15 protein-coding genes are annotated in these 17,271 nt (G+C 37.4%); 3 read left to right on the forward strand and 12 right to left on the reverse strand.

The window, feature by feature from the left end; all coding sequences use genetic code 11:
* The 8 genes from ftsX to ACEN4I_RS08345 form a co-directional block, all read right to left on the reverse strand.
* Positions 1–888 carry a permease-like cell division protein FtsX gene (gene ftsX / locus ACEN4I_RS08310; protein ID WP_407095941.1) on the reverse strand — a complete coding sequence of 296 codons (888 nt, stop codon included), beginning with the start codon at positions 886–888 and terminating at the stop codon, positions 1–3.
* Entirely contained in the window at positions 878–1,564 is a 687-nt protein-coding gene (ftsE, locus tag ACEN4I_RS08315) for a cell division ATP-binding protein FtsE (protein ID WP_407095862.1), read from the reverse strand. Before ftsE ends, ftsX begins: the two co-directional genes overlap by 11 nt.
* Positions 1,565–1,931: 367 nt before the next feature.
* Positions 1,932–3,036, reverse strand: a protein-coding gene (gene prfB, locus ACEN4I_RS08320; RefSeq protein ID WP_407095861.1) for a peptide chain release factor 2 whose coding sequence is annotated in 2 segments (ribosomal slippage) — positions 1,932–2,963 and positions 2,965–3,036 — 1,104 coding nt in all. Because the reading frame shifts where the segments join, the coding sequence is not laid out codon by codon here.
* A 126-nt stretch (positions 3,037–3,162) separates the two neighbouring features.
* Positions 3,163–5,700 carry a preprotein translocase subunit SecA gene (secA, locus tag ACEN4I_RS08325; protein WP_407095860.1) on the reverse strand — a complete coding sequence of 846 codons (2,538 nt, stop codon included), beginning with the start codon at positions 5,698–5,700 and terminating at the stop codon, positions 3,163–3,165.
* Positions 5,701–5,999: 299 nt separating this feature from the next.
* Complete coding sequence (gene hpf, locus ACEN4I_RS08330) at positions 6,000–6,557, reverse strand: ribosome hibernation-promoting factor, HPF/YfiA family (protein WP_407102718.1); 558 nt, start codon at positions 6,555–6,557, stop codon at positions 6,000–6,002.
* Between the two features lie 274 nt (positions 6,558–6,831).
* Positions 6,832–7,530, reverse strand: coding sequence for a ComF family protein (locus tag ACEN4I_RS08335; RefSeq protein ID WP_407095858.1), 699 nt, complete (start codon positions 7,528–7,530; stop codon positions 6,832–6,834).
* Positions 7,527–8,873 carry a DEAD/DEAH box helicase gene (locus tag ACEN4I_RS08340; protein WP_407095857.1) on the reverse strand — a complete coding sequence of 449 codons (1,347 nt, stop codon included), beginning with the start codon at positions 8,871–8,873 and terminating at the stop codon, positions 7,527–7,529. Before ACEN4I_RS08340 ends, ACEN4I_RS08335 begins: the two co-directional genes overlap by 4 nt.
* A gap of 131 nt (positions 8,874–9,004) precedes the next feature.
* Positions 9,005–10,018 carry an LCP family protein gene (locus ACEN4I_RS08345; protein ID WP_407102717.1) on the reverse strand — a complete coding sequence of 338 codons (1,014 nt, stop codon included), beginning with the start codon at positions 10,016–10,018 and terminating at the stop codon, positions 9,005–9,007.
* A gap of 268 nt (positions 10,019–10,286) precedes the next feature.
* Here ACEN4I_RS08345 and ACEN4I_RS08350 point away from each other — a divergent pair, with 268 nt between their 5' ends.
* On the forward strand, positions 10,287–11,366 hold the full coding sequence (locus tag ACEN4I_RS08350; RefSeq protein ID WP_407102737.1) for a glycosyltransferase family 4 protein: 1,080 nt from the start codon (positions 10,287–10,289) through the stop codon (positions 11,364–11,366).
* Between the two features lie 92 nt (positions 11,367–11,458).
* Here the strand turns inward: ACEN4I_RS08350 and ACEN4I_RS08355 are convergent, their stop codons facing one another.
* On the reverse strand, positions 11,459–12,520 hold the full coding sequence (locus ACEN4I_RS08355; RefSeq protein ID WP_407095855.1) for an LCP family protein: 1,062 nt from the start codon (positions 12,518–12,520) through the stop codon (positions 11,459–11,461).
* A 457-nt stretch (positions 12,521–12,977) separates the two neighbouring features.
* The gene (locus ACEN4I_RS08360) at positions 12,978–13,619 is read right to left on the reverse strand and encodes a YigZ family protein (protein WP_407102716.1); all 642 of its coding nucleotides are present in this window, start codon (positions 13,617–13,619) and stop codon (positions 12,978–12,980) included.
* Between the two features lie 257 nt (positions 13,620–13,876).
* Here ACEN4I_RS08360 and ACEN4I_RS08365 point away from each other — a divergent pair, with 257 nt between their 5' ends.
* Both ACEN4I_RS08365 and ACEN4I_RS08370 read left to right on the forward strand, forming a co-directional pair.
* Entirely contained in the window at positions 13,877–14,731 is an 855-nt protein-coding gene (locus ACEN4I_RS08365) for a DegV family protein (protein ID WP_407102715.1), read from the forward strand.
* A 157-nt stretch (positions 14,732–14,888) separates the two neighbouring features.
* A complete protein-coding gene (locus tag ACEN4I_RS08370) occupies positions 14,889–15,767 on the forward strand; it encodes a hypothetical protein (RefSeq protein ID WP_407095852.1) in 879 nt (292 codons plus the stop codon).
* A gap of 73 nt (positions 15,768–15,840) precedes the next feature.
* On the opposite strand, the gene ACEN4I_RS08375 is transcribed toward ACEN4I_RS08370, so the two are convergent.
* Entirely contained in the window at positions 15,841–16,548 is a 708-nt protein-coding gene (locus ACEN4I_RS08375; RefSeq protein ID WP_407095851.1) for a GntR family transcriptional regulator, read from the reverse strand.
* Between the two features lie 10 nt (positions 16,549–16,558).
* A complete protein-coding gene (locus ACEN4I_RS08380) occupies positions 16,559–17,263 on the reverse strand; it encodes a glucosamine-6-phosphate deaminase (protein WP_407095850.1) in 705 nt (234 codons plus the stop codon).
* Between the last annotated feature and the right edge of the window lie 8 nt (positions 17,264–17,271).

A 17,271-nucleotide genomic window follows, 5' to 3' on the forward strand; every position in this document is an offset into this window, starting at 1 on the left:
TTACACACGTAAAAATTTTCTAATAGAAAGTAAGGATCCTATTGCTCCGATAACTATTCCGACTGCTAAGAGTACTGCTCCCAGTTGGAATAAGAAAGGATTTACCGGTAATAATGAGAAGTAGGTTCCAACAAAATAATTTGAAATCATATCATATCCGTATACATATACTGCACTAATGATAGCTGTTGGGATGATAGCACCAACTAATCCTATAAGTGCTCCTTCAATAACAAATGGCCAACGGATAAACCAGTTTGTGGCTCCTACTAATTTCATGATCTCAATTTCTGTTCGTCTCGAGAAAATAGTGATACGAATCGTATTTGAAATCAAGAAGACCGCTGTTAGTAGTAATGCTATAATAACTACCCCACCAATATTGCGGACACTTTCCATTGTTTCAAATAATTTATCTGCTTCTGCTCCACCATAATTGGCTTGAGATACAAATTCCATTTCTTCGACTTTTTCAGCTACGACACTAGTTTGTTCTGGCGAATTGGTATTGACGATATAAACGTCGTGCAATGGATTATCATCGCCTTCGAATAAGTCAAATTCTGTTCCATAAGTTCCAACTACTTGTTGCAATTCATCTTCACGACTAGAATATTCAACGGTTTCAACTTCTGGCAGTTTTTCTAAGTCTTCACCTAACTGCGATTGTTGTTCTTCTGTTGCAGCTAAATCGATATATACACGAACACTCACATCATTTTCTACATCAGAGGCTAATTTATTTACATTCATTAATAATGCGATAAAACTACCAACTAAAAGTAATGTTACAGCAACAGCACTAACCGCTGCCAGTGACATCCAGCCATTTCTGACTAAGCTTTTAAATGCTTCTTTGATATGTCTTCCCATCGTTCTAAGCTTCATAGCCATAGTCCCCTTCCTGTTGGTCACGGACAATGCGGCCATTTTCGATTGCAAGAACACGATGTCTTACTTCATTAACGATTTGACTATTGTGAGTTGCCATAATAATGGTTGTTCCGCTGTTGGCAATTTCATCTAAAATATGCATAATTTCCCATGATGTTTCGGGGTCTAAGTTACCAGTCGGCTCATCACAAATCAATACGCGAGGCATATTGGCAATAGCTCTTGCGATCGCAATCCGTTGTTGTTCTCCACCTGATAATTCATTCGGGAACATCTTAACTTTATGTTTCAGCTTCACCAAATCCAGTACTTCCAAAACACGTTTTTTAATAGCTTTTGGATTTTTTTCCACTACTTCCATTGCATAAGCAATATTTTCGTATACAGTAAGTCTTGGCAACAGTTTAAAATCTTGGAAAACTACTCCAACATGTCTTCTTAAAAAAGGAACTTGTTTATTTTTCATTTTCGCTAAATCAAAATCTCCTACTTTTATCGTTCCTTTTGTAGGCAGCTCTTCTCTATAGATCATTTTAATAAAAGTTGACTTCCCAGCACCACTTGGCCCAACTACATAGACAAATTCGCCTTGCTCAATACGAATAGACAAATCATTCACAGCAGTAATCCCATTAGGATACTTCTTCGAAACGTTGAGCATTTCAATCATTATTTTATCACCTATCTAAGTTTGAATTTTTTTTACACTGTCTAACAGTATAAAAAAAGCAAAGTATTCCCTTTGCCCAAAAACAATTATATCATTTAGAGAATCAATGTCTGTTTTAATCTCTTTACAAAAACATTTCAATATATTTCACAACATGTCACTATAGAACTCTTTCTACCTGTGTCTTTCTCTACTTCGACTTCACTCCAACTTTACTATTGTTTAGAGGTTAGCTTGCCTTATATTGAGCAATTGGCTGCTTTTATCACCTCTTTTCGAGAGAGCCGGATTCTTTGAATGTTACAAAGATGACAAAAAAAGAACCTTCGCCATCTATAAAGTATGACGAAAGTTCGACAGAATATTTTTAGTTGCTGATATGACTAGTTAAATAAGCATGGATAAATGGATCTAAATCTCCATCCATCACATTATTCACATTTCCAGTTTCATAGTTCGTCCGATGATCTTTAACCATAGAATACGGATGAAAAACATAAGAGCGAATTTGAGAACCCCATCCGATTTCTTTTTGTTCTCCACGAATAGCAGCCATTTCTTTTTCTTTTTCTTCGAGCTGCAGTTGATGCAATTTGGCTTTCAGCATTTTCATTGCTTGCTCTTTATTTTGCAATTGCGAGCGTTGCGCTTGACTAGCCGTTACCTCTCCAGTCGGTAAATGGGTGATGCGGACCGCTGAATCTGTTTTATTGATGTGTTGTCCACCAGCTCCACTTGCTCGATAAGTATCGATACGCAACTCGTCCGGATTGATTTCAATATCAATATCATCATCAAATTCCGGAACCACATCTACCGACGCAAAGGAGGTGTGCCGTCTTCCAGCAGAGTCAAAAGGTGAAATCCGTACAAGACGATGTACACCTTTTTCAGCTTTCAAATACCCATAAGCATTTTGTCCTTTGATCAATAAGGTCACACTTTTAATTCCCGCTTCGTCACCATCCTGGTAATCAAGAATCTCTATCTTAAAACCTTTTTGTTCTGCCCAGCGAGTATACATTCGGTACAACATACTGCCCCAATCTTGAGACTCTGTTCCGCCTGCTCCAGGATGAATTTCCAGCAAGGCATTATTTTTATCATACGGCTCGCTTAACAGCATTTGAAGTTCGAATTCTTCTACTTCTTTTTCAAATTGGATCGTCGTATCACTTAATTCTTTTTCCAACGCTTCGTCTTTTTCCTCATTAAGCATTTCCAGCATCACTTCAAGATCTTCTTTTTGCGTTTCTAATCCTTTAAACTGGTTGTACTTCTCTTTGATCGTATTCGCATCATTGATCGTTTGTTGAGCTTTCTCGGTGTTGTCCCAGAAACCTGGTTCAGCCATCATTTCATTGTACTCAGCAATGTCTCGCTCCATACCTTCTAAGTCAAAGAGACCCCCTGAAATTGGCTAACTTCTTTTCAACAAATTCTAAAAAATTTCTTACTTCACTGAGTTCCATTAAAATTCCTCCTAAAATTCACTAAAGGGCTTAGCCAAATAATTTGTCTAAACCCTCTAGTCTTTAAATACAGCTTATCGAAGCTCGTATTTTTTTATTTGCTTTATTTCATTTTTAATGAAAAGACTATACATCTTGTCCATGACAATTCTTGAATTTTTTGCCGCTGCCGCATGGGCACGGATCGTTACGGCCAACCTTAGATCCGTCAACATGAACAGCTTGTTTCATCACTTGTTTAGCTTGTTCAGCAGCTTTTTTAGCATTTTCAGCATGAGCTGGCGTTCCAGCACTGACTTGTTCTCGTTTCAAGTTCTGACGAATTTGTGCTTTCATCAAGAAGCGAGTCACATCGTAATCGATAGCTGCAATCATCTCTTCAAATAAATTAAAGGCTTCTGTTTGGTATTCTACTAACGGATTTGATTGCCCATAAGCACGCAAACCGATACCTTGACGCAATTGATCCATCGTATCGATGTGATCTGTCCATTTGCTGTCGACAACACGCAGGATAATGACTTTTTCAAATTCCAGTACTTGCTCAGTACCATTTAGTTGAGTTTCTTTTTCTGCATAGACCGTCTTAGCTAGGTCTAATAAATAGGTTTCGATTTGCTCAGCCGTTTTGCCTTCCATATCGCTCAATGATACATCATCTTGATGAACTAATGCTGAACCGGCAAAATCAACAATATTTTGCAAGTCCCAATCCTTCGTTTCACCTTGAGTATTGGCTTGAACGATTCGATTGATCGTACGTTTGATCATCGGCACGGATACATTCTTCAACGATTCAGTTTCCATGATGACTTCAAGTCTTTGTTTGTAAATGACTTCCCGTTGTTCACGCATCACGTCGTCATATTTCAAGACATTTTTACGTGTATCGTAGTTGTTTCCTTCGACACGTTTTTGTGCCGATTCTACTTGGCGAGAGATCATTTTACTTTGGATAACAGCATCTTCTTCTTGAATCTTTAATTGTTGCAAGACAGCTTGAATCTTTTCAGAACCAAAGCGTCTCATCAAATCATCTTCTAAAGATAAGTAGAATTGACTGACACCCGGATCTCCTTGACGTCCAGCGCGTCCACGCAATTGATTGTCAATACGGCGAGATTCATGTCTTTCGGTACCGATAACACATAATCCGCCTATTTCACGAACTCCAGCCCCCAACTTGATATCTGTCCCACGACCAGCCATATTGGTAGCAATCGTTACAGCACCTTGTTGACCCGCATTGGTAATGATTTCCGCTTCTTTAAAGTGATTTTTTGCATTCAATACAGCATGTGGAATTTTTTCTTGTTTCAGCATTCTAGAAAGCAATTCAGAAGTCTCCACGGCTACAGTACCTACCAAAATCGGCTGGCCTTTAGCATGGCGTTCTTTGATCTCTGCTACAACACTTTTGAATTTGCTTTCCAAAGAAGGATACAACAAGTCCGCACGGTCATCCCGTTGCAATGGTTTGTTCGTCGGAATAGCGACTACATTCATATTATAGATTTCACGGAATTCTTCTTCTTCTGTTTTGGCTGTCCCTGTCATACCAGATAATTTTTTGTACATACGGAAGTAGTTTTGGAAGGTAATATTGGCCATTGTTTTAGATTCTTTTTGAATCTCAACGCCTTCTTTAGCTTCGATTGCTTGATGAAGTCCATCTGAATAACGACGACCTTCCATGATACGTCCAGTAAATTGGTCTACGATTTTTACTTTGCCTTCTTGTACTACATAATCAAAATCATGGTGCATAATGTAATTTGCTCGTAAAGCTTGGTCTAAGTGATGCGTCAACTCTTGGTTTTCAACATCGTATAAATTTTGGACTCTAAACGTTTTTTCGGCTTTTTCCATACCCGTTTCTGTCAAAGCAATCGTTTTTGAAGAAACATCAATCGTGTAATCTTCTTCTTCGGTTAAACCTTTAACAAAAAAGTCTGTACGTGTGTAAAGAGTATTTGATTTTTGTGTTTGTCCAGAAATAATCAATGGTGTTCTGGCTTCATCCACTAAAATCGAGTCAACCTCATCCACTACAGCAAAATTCAATGGACGTTGCACCATTTGTTCTTTGTAAACAACCATGTTGTCACGTAAATAATCAAAGCCCAATTCGTTATTCGTACTGTACATAATATCCGATTGGTAAGCTTCTCGTTTCTCCGCAGAGGATTTATCGTTGGTGTTCAACCCAACCGTTAAACCTAACCATTCGTACAGCTCTCCCATTTCGATCGCATCACGACTAGCCAAATATTCATTGACGGTAACAACATGAACTCCCTCACCACTAAGCGCATTTAAATAAACGGGCATCGTAGCAGTCAGAGTTTTCCCTTCACCAGTTTTCATTTCCGCGATATTTCCTCTGTGCAAGGTGATACCACCCATTAATTGAACATGGAAAGGATACAATCCCAACACTCGTTTTGCAGCTTCTCGAACTACAGCAAATGCTTCTGGCAACATTTCATCCAGAGTTTCACCTTTTTGGTAACGTTCTTGCAATTCTGGCGTTTTTGCTTGCAGCTGCTCATCAGTTAGAGCTGCCATTTGATCAGCAAACGTTTCTATCTGTTTTGCGATTTTATCCAATTCTTTTAATTCTGTTCTATCTGTATCAAAAATTTTGCGTAATAAATTTGCCATTCAATATTTCTCCCCTATATGGTCATTCTATCCACTAGTTATTTGCCTATATAATCTGACATATCCTTTTTGTTACACTTCGCCTATTATTCAGTTTACATTCTTTCTAATTCTATCATATATAGAAAGAAATTAAAGCTTTTTTCGATAAAACCAGCTTCCCTCTCCTAAACTTATGGCAGTAATGGACTAAATACTCTATGATTGACCTCAAATCGTAAAAAGAACACAAACGGAGAATGAACTCTTCGCTTGTGTTCTTTTAGTTTAACTCATTTATTAATAGATAGAATCAACGATTATTCTGTTTCAATCAATCCATATTTCCCGTCATTTCTGCGGTAAACAATGCTTGTTCCGTTTGTATCTGCGTCCTCGAAAATAAAGAAGTCGTGTCCAAGCATATCCATTTGCAATACGGCTTCTTCACTGTTCATTGGTTTCAATGATAAGCGTTTTGTGCGCACAATTGGCAACTCTTCTTCGACTTCTTCTGCATCAGCATGCTCGAAGTCAGTTCCAATCAATGGGTCAACAGGTTGAGATACTTGTTCGCGCCCTTTACGGTTTGATTTTGTTTTGTATTTGCGCATTTGTCTTTCCAATTTATCTACAACCAAATCCACACTTCCATATAGATCTGGAGAGGTTTCTTCTGCACGTAATACAATATAAGGTACTGGGATTGTAACCTCTACTTTAGCTGTTTTATCAGAATAAGTTTTTAAGTTTACATGAGCTGTGGCTTCTGGTACATCATTAAAGTATTTTTCAATCTTACTTACTTTTTTCTCAACATAACTGCGAATTGCAGCAGTCACCTCGATGTTTTCTCCACGGACATTGTATCTAATCATAAACAGTCTCCCCTTTCATCTGATACCTTTTTGGTAATTCAATGATTCGTTTAAATAGCAGAACTTTCTTTATGAATCCGCCTATCTTCATATATTAGTAGTTCTGATTCTGCTGTTTTAACACCTCTCATCATCAGATACCGCAACACCATGTGGACCACTCACAGGATGTATTGCTTATTATCATTATAAAAGATAGCGTTTTAATAAGCAAACTTTTCAATTGAAATCTTTCTTTTGTCGTCAAAAGAATTTTGCACGCTTTTAATCCGCTTTAACGTGCGATCGTCAAAGACTGCACGTTAGCCGCACCATTCAAAAACAAACAATCTGCTGCATGAAAAAGAGTTCTTCCTGTAGTGTAAACATCGTCGATCAATAATATATTCCGACATTCTATTTCTATCCGTTTACTTGGTTTGATTTCAAATGGTTGCGAGCTGGTCATCCGCTGTTGTCGATTCTTACTAGATTGCTTCTCTCCAATCCCTACATGAACCAAAACTTCATTATATGAAAGGCCTGCAAAATCCAGCAATCCTTTCACTTGATTAAATCCTCTAATATCCATACTTTTCTTGCTGATGGGAATCGGTATGATAACAGACTCTGTATCAGCTCTCTTTTCAACCTTGTACTTTAGCGGTTCCGCAAATACCTTTCCTAAGCGGTAGTCTCCTTTAAATTTATAGGCTTCTATCCACTCTTTCATAAACTCATTGTATTCGTACAATGCTTCATTATGAAAATCATAATGGGGATAAAGATTTTGCCAACGTATACAATCTTTACAGTATTCCTCCCCGTCTTCAGGTCTTCCACACCCCCTGCAAGTTGATTGATCGTCTAAATAGCTTAATTGCTTTTTACATTGTCTGCACAGAGGTTCTGTTTTAATTTTTGTCAGTCCAACAATATCGATCAAACGAATTTTAGGCAACTCTTCACGTCCACACCACAAACAATTGGTCATTTTTGGATCAGTCCTCTCTCCGATGCCCATTTATTCATTTGCCGAATTTGTTTACGCGCTCGTTTCATTTCTTTTGACTGCCCATAATGAAAGAATAACACTTCTCCTTTTGGATAATCTTTGTGCCTTCCAGCTCGACCGGCAATTTGCACCAGTGCAGCTTCTGTAAAAGTTTTGTCTTCTGCACCTAAGACCAATACATCAATATCTCTAAAGGTTACTCCTCTTTCTAAAATAGTGGTAGTCAGTAAAAAATCATATTCTTCTTGCCTCATCTTTAAAACTTTTTCTTTTCTCTCTGGATCCTCTGCGTAAACACTCGTAAAAGAATGTGCTGGAAACAGGATTTGTAAATAAGCATCCAATTGTCCCATCAATGCAATATGAGGCACAAAAATAAGAAATCTCCGTTTTTTCTCTGTCAATCTTTTGACGTGATCCAAGAAAGGTAAGGCTTTTTTATGATCTGCTATCCCTTTTCGCCAATCTCCTGTCCAAATAAACTTTGGCACAGGCAGTGAAAAACCATGATAACGAGCGGGTAAAATCGATGCCGATAATTGTTTTGACCGAATCGCTTTTTGCATTTCCTTACTTGGTGTAGCTGATAAGTAAATCAAGGCTCCCTTTTTCTTACGAGCCTTTTGAGCAGCAAATTGCAAGCTTTTATCGATATGAAATGGAAAAGCATCTATCTCATCAATAATCAGCACATCAAACGCCTCACGGAACCGTATCAGCTGATGCGTTGTCGCAATCACAAGCTGTGTATAAGTATAAGGTTCTTCCATATTTCCATGCAAAACAGCTATTTCTACATGCAAAAAAGCTTGTTGCAATCGAGGCGCTAACTCCAAGCAAACATCTACTCGAGGAGAAGCCACACAGACTCTCTTCTTATCCTTTAATGCATCGGCTATTCCTTGAAATAGCATTTCCGTCTTCCCCGCACCTGCAACCGCCCAAATCAACCGCTCTTCTCCAACTCGTACAGCATTCAAAATCTCTACTGAAGCTTGCTGCTGTTGGGGAGACAACGATCCTGTCCAAGTCAAAATAGGTTCCTCTAGATCATCAAAACTGTTTTCTTCTTGCTGATAGTACAAAACACTGCATTTTTTTACTTTCCCCATTTGCAGACAGCTGACACAATAAAAACAGTCTGTACTACATGGACAAGGCGCACTGATTCTATCTTTCGATTGACTGGCGCCGCATCGATTACAGATGATTTCTTTGGCATTTAACGTAAAGCCTTTTCTCTCTTGAATGTTTTCTGAAGCTTCTATTACAGAAATCAGTTCGTTCCGCAACAATTCTCTTCCAACTAACCACTTTTCCATCACATCACCTCAAAATAATTTACGCAAAAAAAGAACTATTTTTTGAAATACACTAAATAACATAATGCAATTATGAACCATAAAAAACGAGGGAAAAGTGGATAACCATCCACATTTCCCTCGTTTTTTATTTACTCTATTTCAGTATTGCTTTCCTCTATGGATATATCATTATTAGAAGAATTGATTTCCAAGTGTTCTTGCAATACTTGACGAATTTCTTCTAATGTCTCTTCATAAGGGACCCATACATAGACGTCTTGTCCATACGTTGAAAAATAAACTGTATCTGCTTCACCGTCTAATGTCAATGATTCAATGTTTCGTGCTGCCGGCGCATAATTTGTGCCTAAAATCCATATCTCGCGACCAGTTAAATTGGTTTTCAAATTTGGAGCAATCGCATTAAAGATTGTATTAAAGTTTGTCAAACTCGAAATAGAGATCGTTTCATCTACGATAGCTTCTATCACTTGCCGTTGACGCTCTTGTCTCCCCCAGTCGCCACGAGGATCCTGTTTTCGCATTCTAGCATATCCCAGAGCTTCTTCCCCATTTAAGTGCTGATTGCCTTCTTCAATATGGATCGCATCGGCTTTCTCAGTACTATCCTGTACGGTGAATTTTAAAGGAGAATTCACATCAATTCCGCCAACTGCATCTACTAAATCAACCATGCCTTGAAAATTGATTTGAGCGTAATATTGAATCGATATCTCTAAATACTCTTCAACCGTATCAATGACGTAAGGAATACCTCCATAAGCATAAGTAGCATTTATTTTATCTTCTTCTTGTGTATCGGGTAATTCGATCAATGTATCCCGAGGAATAGATACCAATTTAATGTCCTCACTCGTTGGATTCACAGTAGCCACCATGATCGTATCGGCTCTGCCGATATCCCCAGGTCGCTCATCTACACCTAACAATAAAATAGAAAAGGGTTCTTTATTTTCAATAATGACTTGTTCATTTGCGTCATCTGAAGGAATCGGTTCTCCTTGAATGGAATTAAAAAAATGATTTGCCGACATAAACGCATAAGTAAGATAAATACCTATTCCTAGTATAATGAAAATGAAAACCGAAAGGACAATCCATTTAGTTCGTTTCTTTTTTTTCTTTCTGTCAGTAGAGCGCATATTTTTTCTCCTCGTAAGTTAGATTCATCACCATTACGGACTATTTTCCAGGTATGCTCGTTATCAAAAAAAGCTCTTTCAACTAGTTTATAGGATTATTTCTCTGAATACAATGAAACAAAAGAAAATTTTTATGTTGAATGCCATGAGTTCAATACTGTTCTGACCCGTAATCCTAAAATAAATAAGGTCTGCAATTGTGTTTAACCATTTAAATTTGTATAATAAATGAAGATAACGTTAAGGAAGGATCATTTGAATGTATAATATGTTCCATGTTCTTTTGACTTGTATAGCTGCAGCATTGATATCCATTGTTTTAACGCCTTTTGTAAGGAAATTAGCTATTTCAATCGGAGCTGTTGACCTGCCAAATGAACGAAGAGTAAACACAAGAATCGTACCATCTTTAGGAGGAATTGCTGTCTTCATCTCTTTCTTCCTCTCAATTTTCTTCCTGTTGCCTATTCCCAATCAGGAGACTCTGCCGATTTTTTTAGGGGCCAGTGTCATATTGATCACTGGGATAGTGGATGATTTAAAAGAGTTGAGCCCTAAATTAAAATCGCTAGGTATTCTTATTGCTGGTCTGATCGTTTATTACGTCGGAGACATTCAATTAAATATGATCAACTTGCCTTTTATTGGCGAGCTTCATTTTGGATCCTTCAGTTTACCGGTAACACTGTTTTGGATTTTAGCCATTACAAATGCGGTTAATTTGATTGACGGTTTAGACGGATTAGCCAGCGGAGTGTCCATGATCGCATTGACTACTATGGGAATTATCGGCTATTTCTTTTTAACCGTAGACAGTATGTCAGTACCAATCATGATTTTTGTATTAGTAGGCAGTATTGCTGGTTTTCTTCCCTACAACTTTAATCCTGCTCGAATTTTTTTAGGAGATACCGGAGCCTTATTTCTTGGTTTTATGATTTCCGTCATGTCTCTGCAAGGTTTAAAAAATGCTACTTTGATTACGTTGATTATTCCAATTGTTATTTTAGGCATTCCTATTACAGATACTATTTATGCAATGATCCGCAGAATTCTAAACAAACAATCGATTGCTACAGCAGATAAATTGCATATTCATCATCGCCTAATGACGCTGGGTTTCACTCACAAGCAAACAGTTGTTGCTATCTACTTTTTAGCCGCTATTTTTTCTTTGATTGCACTGCTTTATCCTTTATCCTCTCTGTGGGGTTGGATTTTTCTGACGATTGGTTTAGGATTTGGTCTGGAGCTTTTTGTAGAACTCATCGGCTTGACAGGTAAATCGAATCAGCCTTTGTTAAAACATATTCGCAAATTTGCTCGTGCTTGGAATCGCAAAGAATAGCATTATCACGATACTAAAAAAAGTGAGCTGAAGCATATTCATATGCCTCAACTCACTTTTTTTATAGGTGCAACAATTCTTCATCCTTGATTTTAATCAGCGTATTCTGCTATTCGATTAGAAGTAAATTCATACCCTTCTGCATCGCGTTCATCTGCAGCTTCTAAATCCAATGCTACACGTAATTTATGACTGATGTAGTCAACACTATCCGGATACAACTCGACCATACTAGCTCCATTAAACGTAAAATCAGTCCATTCGAAAATGTGTGAATCGAACGTGTAACTTCCTTCCAAGCCTGATTGAGCAATATTCAGCATTTCATTAAATCGCAGATCGGTACGCATATTGCTTCCAACAGCTTCGATTGCATCAGAAAGTTTTGGAATCGAACCGATACTCAATGCTTTTTTCACAATCGCTTGAATAATCAATTGTTGACGCTCGCCGCGTTTGACATCATTATCGATTTTTCTAGTACGAGCCAGCGCTAATGCTTGCTCTCCGTTTAAGGTTTGATAGCCCTCTTCTAAATGGATCTGACCCATTTGTCCATCAGAATTTTGTTCTGAGATAGTCACAGGCACATCCATTTCAATTCCGCCTAAAGCATCAATAATTTCTAAGAAGGAATCAAAGTTAAACGTTGCGTAATAATGAACCGGCACATCCAATAAGTTCTCTACTGTTTCAATAACGGCTTTTTCTTGTCCTACTTCATAAGCAGAATTGATCTTATTTCTTCTGTAAAATTCACCATCATTCATAATTTCGGTATACGTATCTCGAGGGATACTCACCATATTAATTTCATGATTTTGAGGGTCTATCGTCAAATAAATCAGGGCATCCGTTCTGGCACTTCCCAAGTTTCGACTTTCAGTGTCATCCACACCCATGATCAGTAAAGAGACAGTATCTTCTATTGGATCGACATCTATTTCACTTTCTCGTTCAATAGAATGATAAGAATCTTCCACAGCGGTTTGAGCTTCAGCAAATAATTTTGCTGCAAAGATAGCTATTACCAATAAAACAGCCATGATAGGAATTAAAATAGCCAAAATAATTTTCTGGCCTTTGGATTTTTTGCGTTTTCCGCTTCTCCTATACTCAGAACGAGTTGAAGAGTCTTTCTGTTTTTTCTTCACTGATTATCACCTTTTCAAATGTATTCTTGAAACTAGTTTATTTGTTGAAATGAGCAGTACTATTGCTTATATCTTAACGTTTTTTCTAGAGCAAACAATCCTTTTTTGATTGGATAAAAAAAATAATGCAGATGCTTTGTTTGAAGTCTTGGTCATTTTATCACAAAATTACAATTTCCAATACTCTTATTGAAAAATTGTAAATGTTTCTTAACAATTGTTCAACATCGAGACCCAATTTCACCTTTTTTTATCATTCAAGAAGTTTTATTGATGTTCAACCCACCTAGAACGATTTTCTACTATGGCAAAATGCTCATTTCTCTGGCTGCTGACATTTAACTAACTGTAATTAACGACTGAAACAAGAACAAAAGGGAGTCTTTGAAACATTTTTCCCCATTGAATATATGTTGAAGAAACACAAAATTTAAGTTACAATTTGCAAATTAATCTATTATTCAGAGGTAATTTTTACTTCACGGTAACTTAACTCACCTTCCTCAAAAGTGACCTGATTGCTCACACACTCAATCAGGTCTTCATAAAAACGAGCATTCTCCTCTTCTTTTACAAGGCAACTAAATGTTACTTTATCTGTATAAACGATATCTTTTATTGTATAAGATGACTCGCGCAGCAAGTTCTCTACTTTCCCTAATAACGGATACTCGATCGTTGCACGGATCTCAGCTTGGAGCATTCCTTCTACTAGTCCGATTTCCTCTAGTGCTCTACTGACAGAATTTCCATAAGCACGAATCAATCCGCCGGCACCTAGTTTAACGCCTCCAAAATAACGGGTTACTACAGTCGCTACATTCTTCAACTCTTTTTTCTTTAGCACTTCCAACATAGGAATTCCAGCTGTTCCACTAGGCTCTCCGTCATCATGAGCTCGTTGGACTTCGTTCTGATCTCCAATTAAATAAGCTGAACAATTGTGCGTAGCTTTAGCATGCTCTTTTTTTACGGCTTCAATAAAAGCTGTCGCTTCAGTCTCGTCTGCCACTCGTTTTAAATGGCAAATAAACCGAGATTTTTTGATCTCTATTTCAAATTGACCATCTTTTTCAATAGTACGATAGTTTTTCAGCATGATAATTTCCTTTCTTCAGACAGTTTCTATTTTGTTTTTGCCTTTAGTCTACAAGTTTTTTATTGATGACACAAGGCAAGTAAACAGCTTGTGTTTAACTAGTCGTGCGAATAAGTACAACTTGTTTATGAAACCAGATTATTTTAAAACAATGTAAACATTTTAGATTCTATTCTGTTTTACACTCTTTCTATGCTATAATTTTCTAATATGTGCTGATATTTCACCACAATAAAATCAGCTTGGGAGGTTTTGAATTGAAAATAGCTGTTGTAACAGATAGTACTGCTTATTTGACTGAAAAGCAGTACCAAGATAACCATATTTATCGATTGCCGCTTTCTGTTGTTGTGAATGGCGAAGCGTTAAAAGAAGAAGTAGATATCACAAGCGAACAATACTTTGACCTTATTCGAGATAGCGAAAAATTACCCACAAGCTCGCAGCCGACTATTGGCGATATTGAATCTTTATTTGCTGAACTAGCTAAAGATTATGATGCTGTGATCAGTGTCCACTTATCCAGTAAAATCAGCGGTACGTACCAAAGCATCGCAAACGTTGGACAATACATGGAGGGCATACAAGTTTATCCCTACGATTCCGGTCTCAGTTGTACTGCTCAAGGGTACTTTGCATTAGAAGCTGTTCGTTTAGTTCGAGAAGGCGCTTCTGTACAAGAAATATTCCATCACTTTGACCACATGCAGCAAAGTTTGAAGGCCTTTTTTGTAGTCGATGATTTGAAGAATTTAGTTCGCGGCGGACGTTTATCAAGTGGTGCTGCATCTATCGGTACCTTATTGAAGATTAAGCCTATCTTGCATTTTGAAGACAAACAAATTGTCGTTTTCGAAAAAATTCGTACACACAAAAAAGCCTTAAAACGTATCGAAGAATTATTAGGCGCTGATGCAGCCAAAGGTTATCCTATCGTTTCTACCATTATACATGCAAACGTTGAGGAGAAAGCTCTTATTTGGAAAGAAAAATTAGAATCTTTGTACCCTGACGTTACATTTCACCTGAGTTATTTTGGTCCCGTTATCGGCACTCATTTAGGTGAAGGTGCATTAGGAATGACATGGGTAGAAGATTTCAGTAAAAATTAATTGTTTTGCATTTCTACTATATAATTAGTTAAGCCATTATTTATTTTTATGAGAGCTTGGGCATTTGTCCAAGCTCTTTTTTTATCATTGAGATTCGCACTCTTTTCAGTCATAATAAAAAAGAAAAAAGACTTACCTATAGGGAGAGGATCAAGTAATGGAGGAGTATGAAGTTTTACAAGCAAAAATGAGTTCTTTACTAAATAAAGAGGCGAATGCAAAAATCAGATTTGAAGAAAATAAAGTACGCTATGAAACGGCTAAATCTATTTTTGCAAAAGAAAGCGATGATGTAGAAAAATTGCAAGAAGAGTCATTGTCTACTTTTTTAAAGCGCTTAGTGGGCAATTACGATAAAAGACTGGATAAAGAGAAACAAGAGCAACTCACGGCTAAAATGGAGCTGGATCTATCACTAGCCTTGGCCCTTGAATCTAGAGAAGCATTAGATGCGGTTCAAACTGCTGTCAACGAAACGTCTTCTCAACTCCAACGATTAAAAGAAACTCTGTATCAAAGTGATCCTCTCTTTCGTGAAAGAATCACTGCAGAAGAAACGAAACGTGCACAACTAAAACAAGAATTGATTGAAATTGAGGAAGCTTTAGCTGCTGGAGAAAGTGTTTTGGATGCAATCGATTTTGCTTTAGACGATTTAGACTCAGCAGACTCTTACTCTACTTGGGATATGTTTACAGATAGCAGTCTATTGTTTGATATGATGAAATACGATAAAATCGATAAAGCTGAAGCTAAAATGAGTCAATTGGAACAACAGTTGGAACATTATTCTAAAGAATTAACAGATTTGTCTATGGATACTTTTTTGAGTTATGAGAAGTTTAGCGGAATGAGCAAAACATTCGATATCTTCTTTGACAATCTATTTTCAGATTGGGATACCAAATCAAAAATTGGACGCAACATCGAACTGCTGGAAAAACTAGGCCGGAATATTGAAGAATTGCAGACAAAACTGAAAAACAATCAAGCGGCTATCCAGAAGCAACTATTCGAATCGGAACAACTTTACTAAACAAAAAGACTGTCTCGCAGTGAGACAGTCTTTTGTTTATACACACTGCACAAAGCAGTGCATGCTCTGTGTTCTAGTTCTCTAGATAGAATTCAAATCTGTCTGCTACGTATTGAGTTCTTACGTACTCAAACGGTCTATTGTCGTTGCTGTACGTAATTTGTCTCAGCTGCAGTATCGCTTCTCCACGTTTGATATCCAAGTATTCTGAAATTCTTTCTGATGCCAGCATAGCCGAGATCGTTTGTTCAGCTTTACCGATATGGATATCTTTTTCTTCTTCAAGAGTTTTATATAGAGAAGACGTGATCTCTTTTTTCCCTAATGACTCTACTAAATGAAACGGAATAGTCGCTACCTCAAAACAAATCGGAACATCATCTGCAAACCTTACACGCTCCATGCGCAATACAACTGTCTCATTTTCCAAATGCAAGTGTTCTGCTTCACTGACACTGGCAGGTTTAACATGGTATGAAATCGTCTTGCTCGTTGGTTTGCGTCCTTGAGAACGCATAGTTTCCGTAAAACTTTGGATACCAGTCATTTTCTCTTGGACTTTTTGACTGGAAACATAAGTCCCCGAGCCCACTTTCCGCTCTAAAATCCCTTCATCTACAAGTGTCTGAACAGCTTGCCTTAAAGTCATTCGGCTAACTTCAAACGTCTTAGCAAGATCACGTTCTGATGGAATCCGTTCACCAACTTTCCAGTGACCTTCTTCGATCATTTTACGGATCTTATTGTGAATTTGAATATAAATCGGTTTTTCCTTGGTCATTATTTCACTCCTAACGATTCAACAACGACCCAGCTTCTTCGTCTACAATCACAATTACATTTGGATGCTGTTGTAAAACACTGGCTGGAACCTCTTCGGTCACAGGACCTTCGATCATCTGTTGAATAGCTTCTGCTTTATTTTTACCAAATGCCATTAAAATAATTTTTTTAGATTTTAAAATCGATTTTATCCCCATAGAGAAGGCATATCTTGGAACATCTTCTTCGTGGTCAAAGTAAACTTTGTTGGAATCAATAGTAGATTCTACTAAAGCTACTTTACGTGTTTCAGACTCAAAAGATGAACCTGGCTCGTTAAAGCCGATGTGTCCATTTGTGCCAATCCCTAAGATTTGGAGATCAATAGGATTTTCAGCAATAATTTTATTGTAACGCGTATTTTCTTCTGCTTCTTCTGCTAAACCATTTGGAACATAAGTCTTTTTGAATGGTTTTTTAGAGAATAAATGTTTTTCCATAAAGTAACGATAACTTTGCGGATCTTCTGGTGATAACCCCACATATTCATCTAAATTGATAGATGTAATACCTGAAAAGTCCATATCGCTTGAAGTCATGATTTTGTATAAATCTTCAGGGGTGCTTCCAGTTGCTAGACCAAATACTTTTGCCCCATTTTCCATTTCTTGTGTAATCAAATCAAATACTTTTTGGCTACCCTCTTTTTTATCTTTTGCTACAAAAACGTTCATTTTTAACT

This window comes from Desemzia sp. FAM 23990 (assembly GCF_045528485.1).
GTDB lineage: Bacteria > Bacillota > Bacilli > Lactobacillales > Carnobacteriaceae > Desemzia.

Excerpts from the sequence above, each read along its gene's own strand:
- ftsX (WP_407095941.1), bottom strand. The coding sequence starts at position 888 with ATGAAGCTTAGAACGATGGGAAGACATATCAAAGAAGCATTTAAAAGC.
- ftsE (WP_407095862.1), bottom strand. The coding sequence starts at position 1,564 with ATGATTGAAATGCTCAACGTTTCGAAGAAGTATCCTAATGGGATTACT.
- secA (WP_407095860.1), bottom strand. The coding sequence starts at position 5,700 with ATGGCAAATTTATTACGCAAAATTTTTGATACAGATAGAACAGAATTA.
- hpf (WP_407102718.1), bottom strand. The coding sequence starts at position 6,557 with ATGATTAGATACAATGTCCGTGGAGAAAACATCGAGGTGACTGCTGCA.
- ACEN4I_RS08335 (WP_407095858.1), bottom strand. The coding sequence starts at position 7,530 with ATGACCAATTGTTTGTGGTGTGGACGTGAAGAGTTGCCTAAAATTCGT.
- ACEN4I_RS08340 (WP_407095857.1), bottom strand. The coding sequence starts at position 8,873 with ATGGAAAAGTGGTTAGTTGGAAGAGAATTGTTGCGGAACGAACTGATT.
- ACEN4I_RS08345 (WP_407102717.1), bottom strand. The coding sequence starts at position 10,018 with ATGCGCTCTACTGACAGAAAGAAAAAAAAGAAACGAACTAAATGGATT.
- ACEN4I_RS08350 (WP_407102737.1), top strand. The coding sequence starts at position 10,287 with ATGTTCCATGTTCTTTTGACTTGTATAGCTGCAGCATTGATATCCATT.
- ACEN4I_RS08360 (WP_407102716.1), bottom strand. The coding sequence starts at position 13,619 with ATGCTGAAAAACTATCGTACTATTGAAAAAGATGGTCAATTTGAAATA.
- ACEN4I_RS08370 (WP_407095852.1), top strand. The coding sequence starts at position 14,889 with ATGGAGGAGTATGAAGTTTTACAAGCAAAAATGAGTTCTTTACTAAAT.
- ACEN4I_RS08375 (WP_407095851.1), bottom strand. The coding sequence starts at position 16,548 with ATGACCAAGGAAAAACCGATTTATATTCAAATTCACAATAAGATCCGT.
- ACEN4I_RS08380 (WP_407095850.1), bottom strand. The coding sequence starts at position 17,263 with ATGAACGTTTTTGTAGCAAAAGATAAAAAAGAGGGTAGCCAAAAAGTA.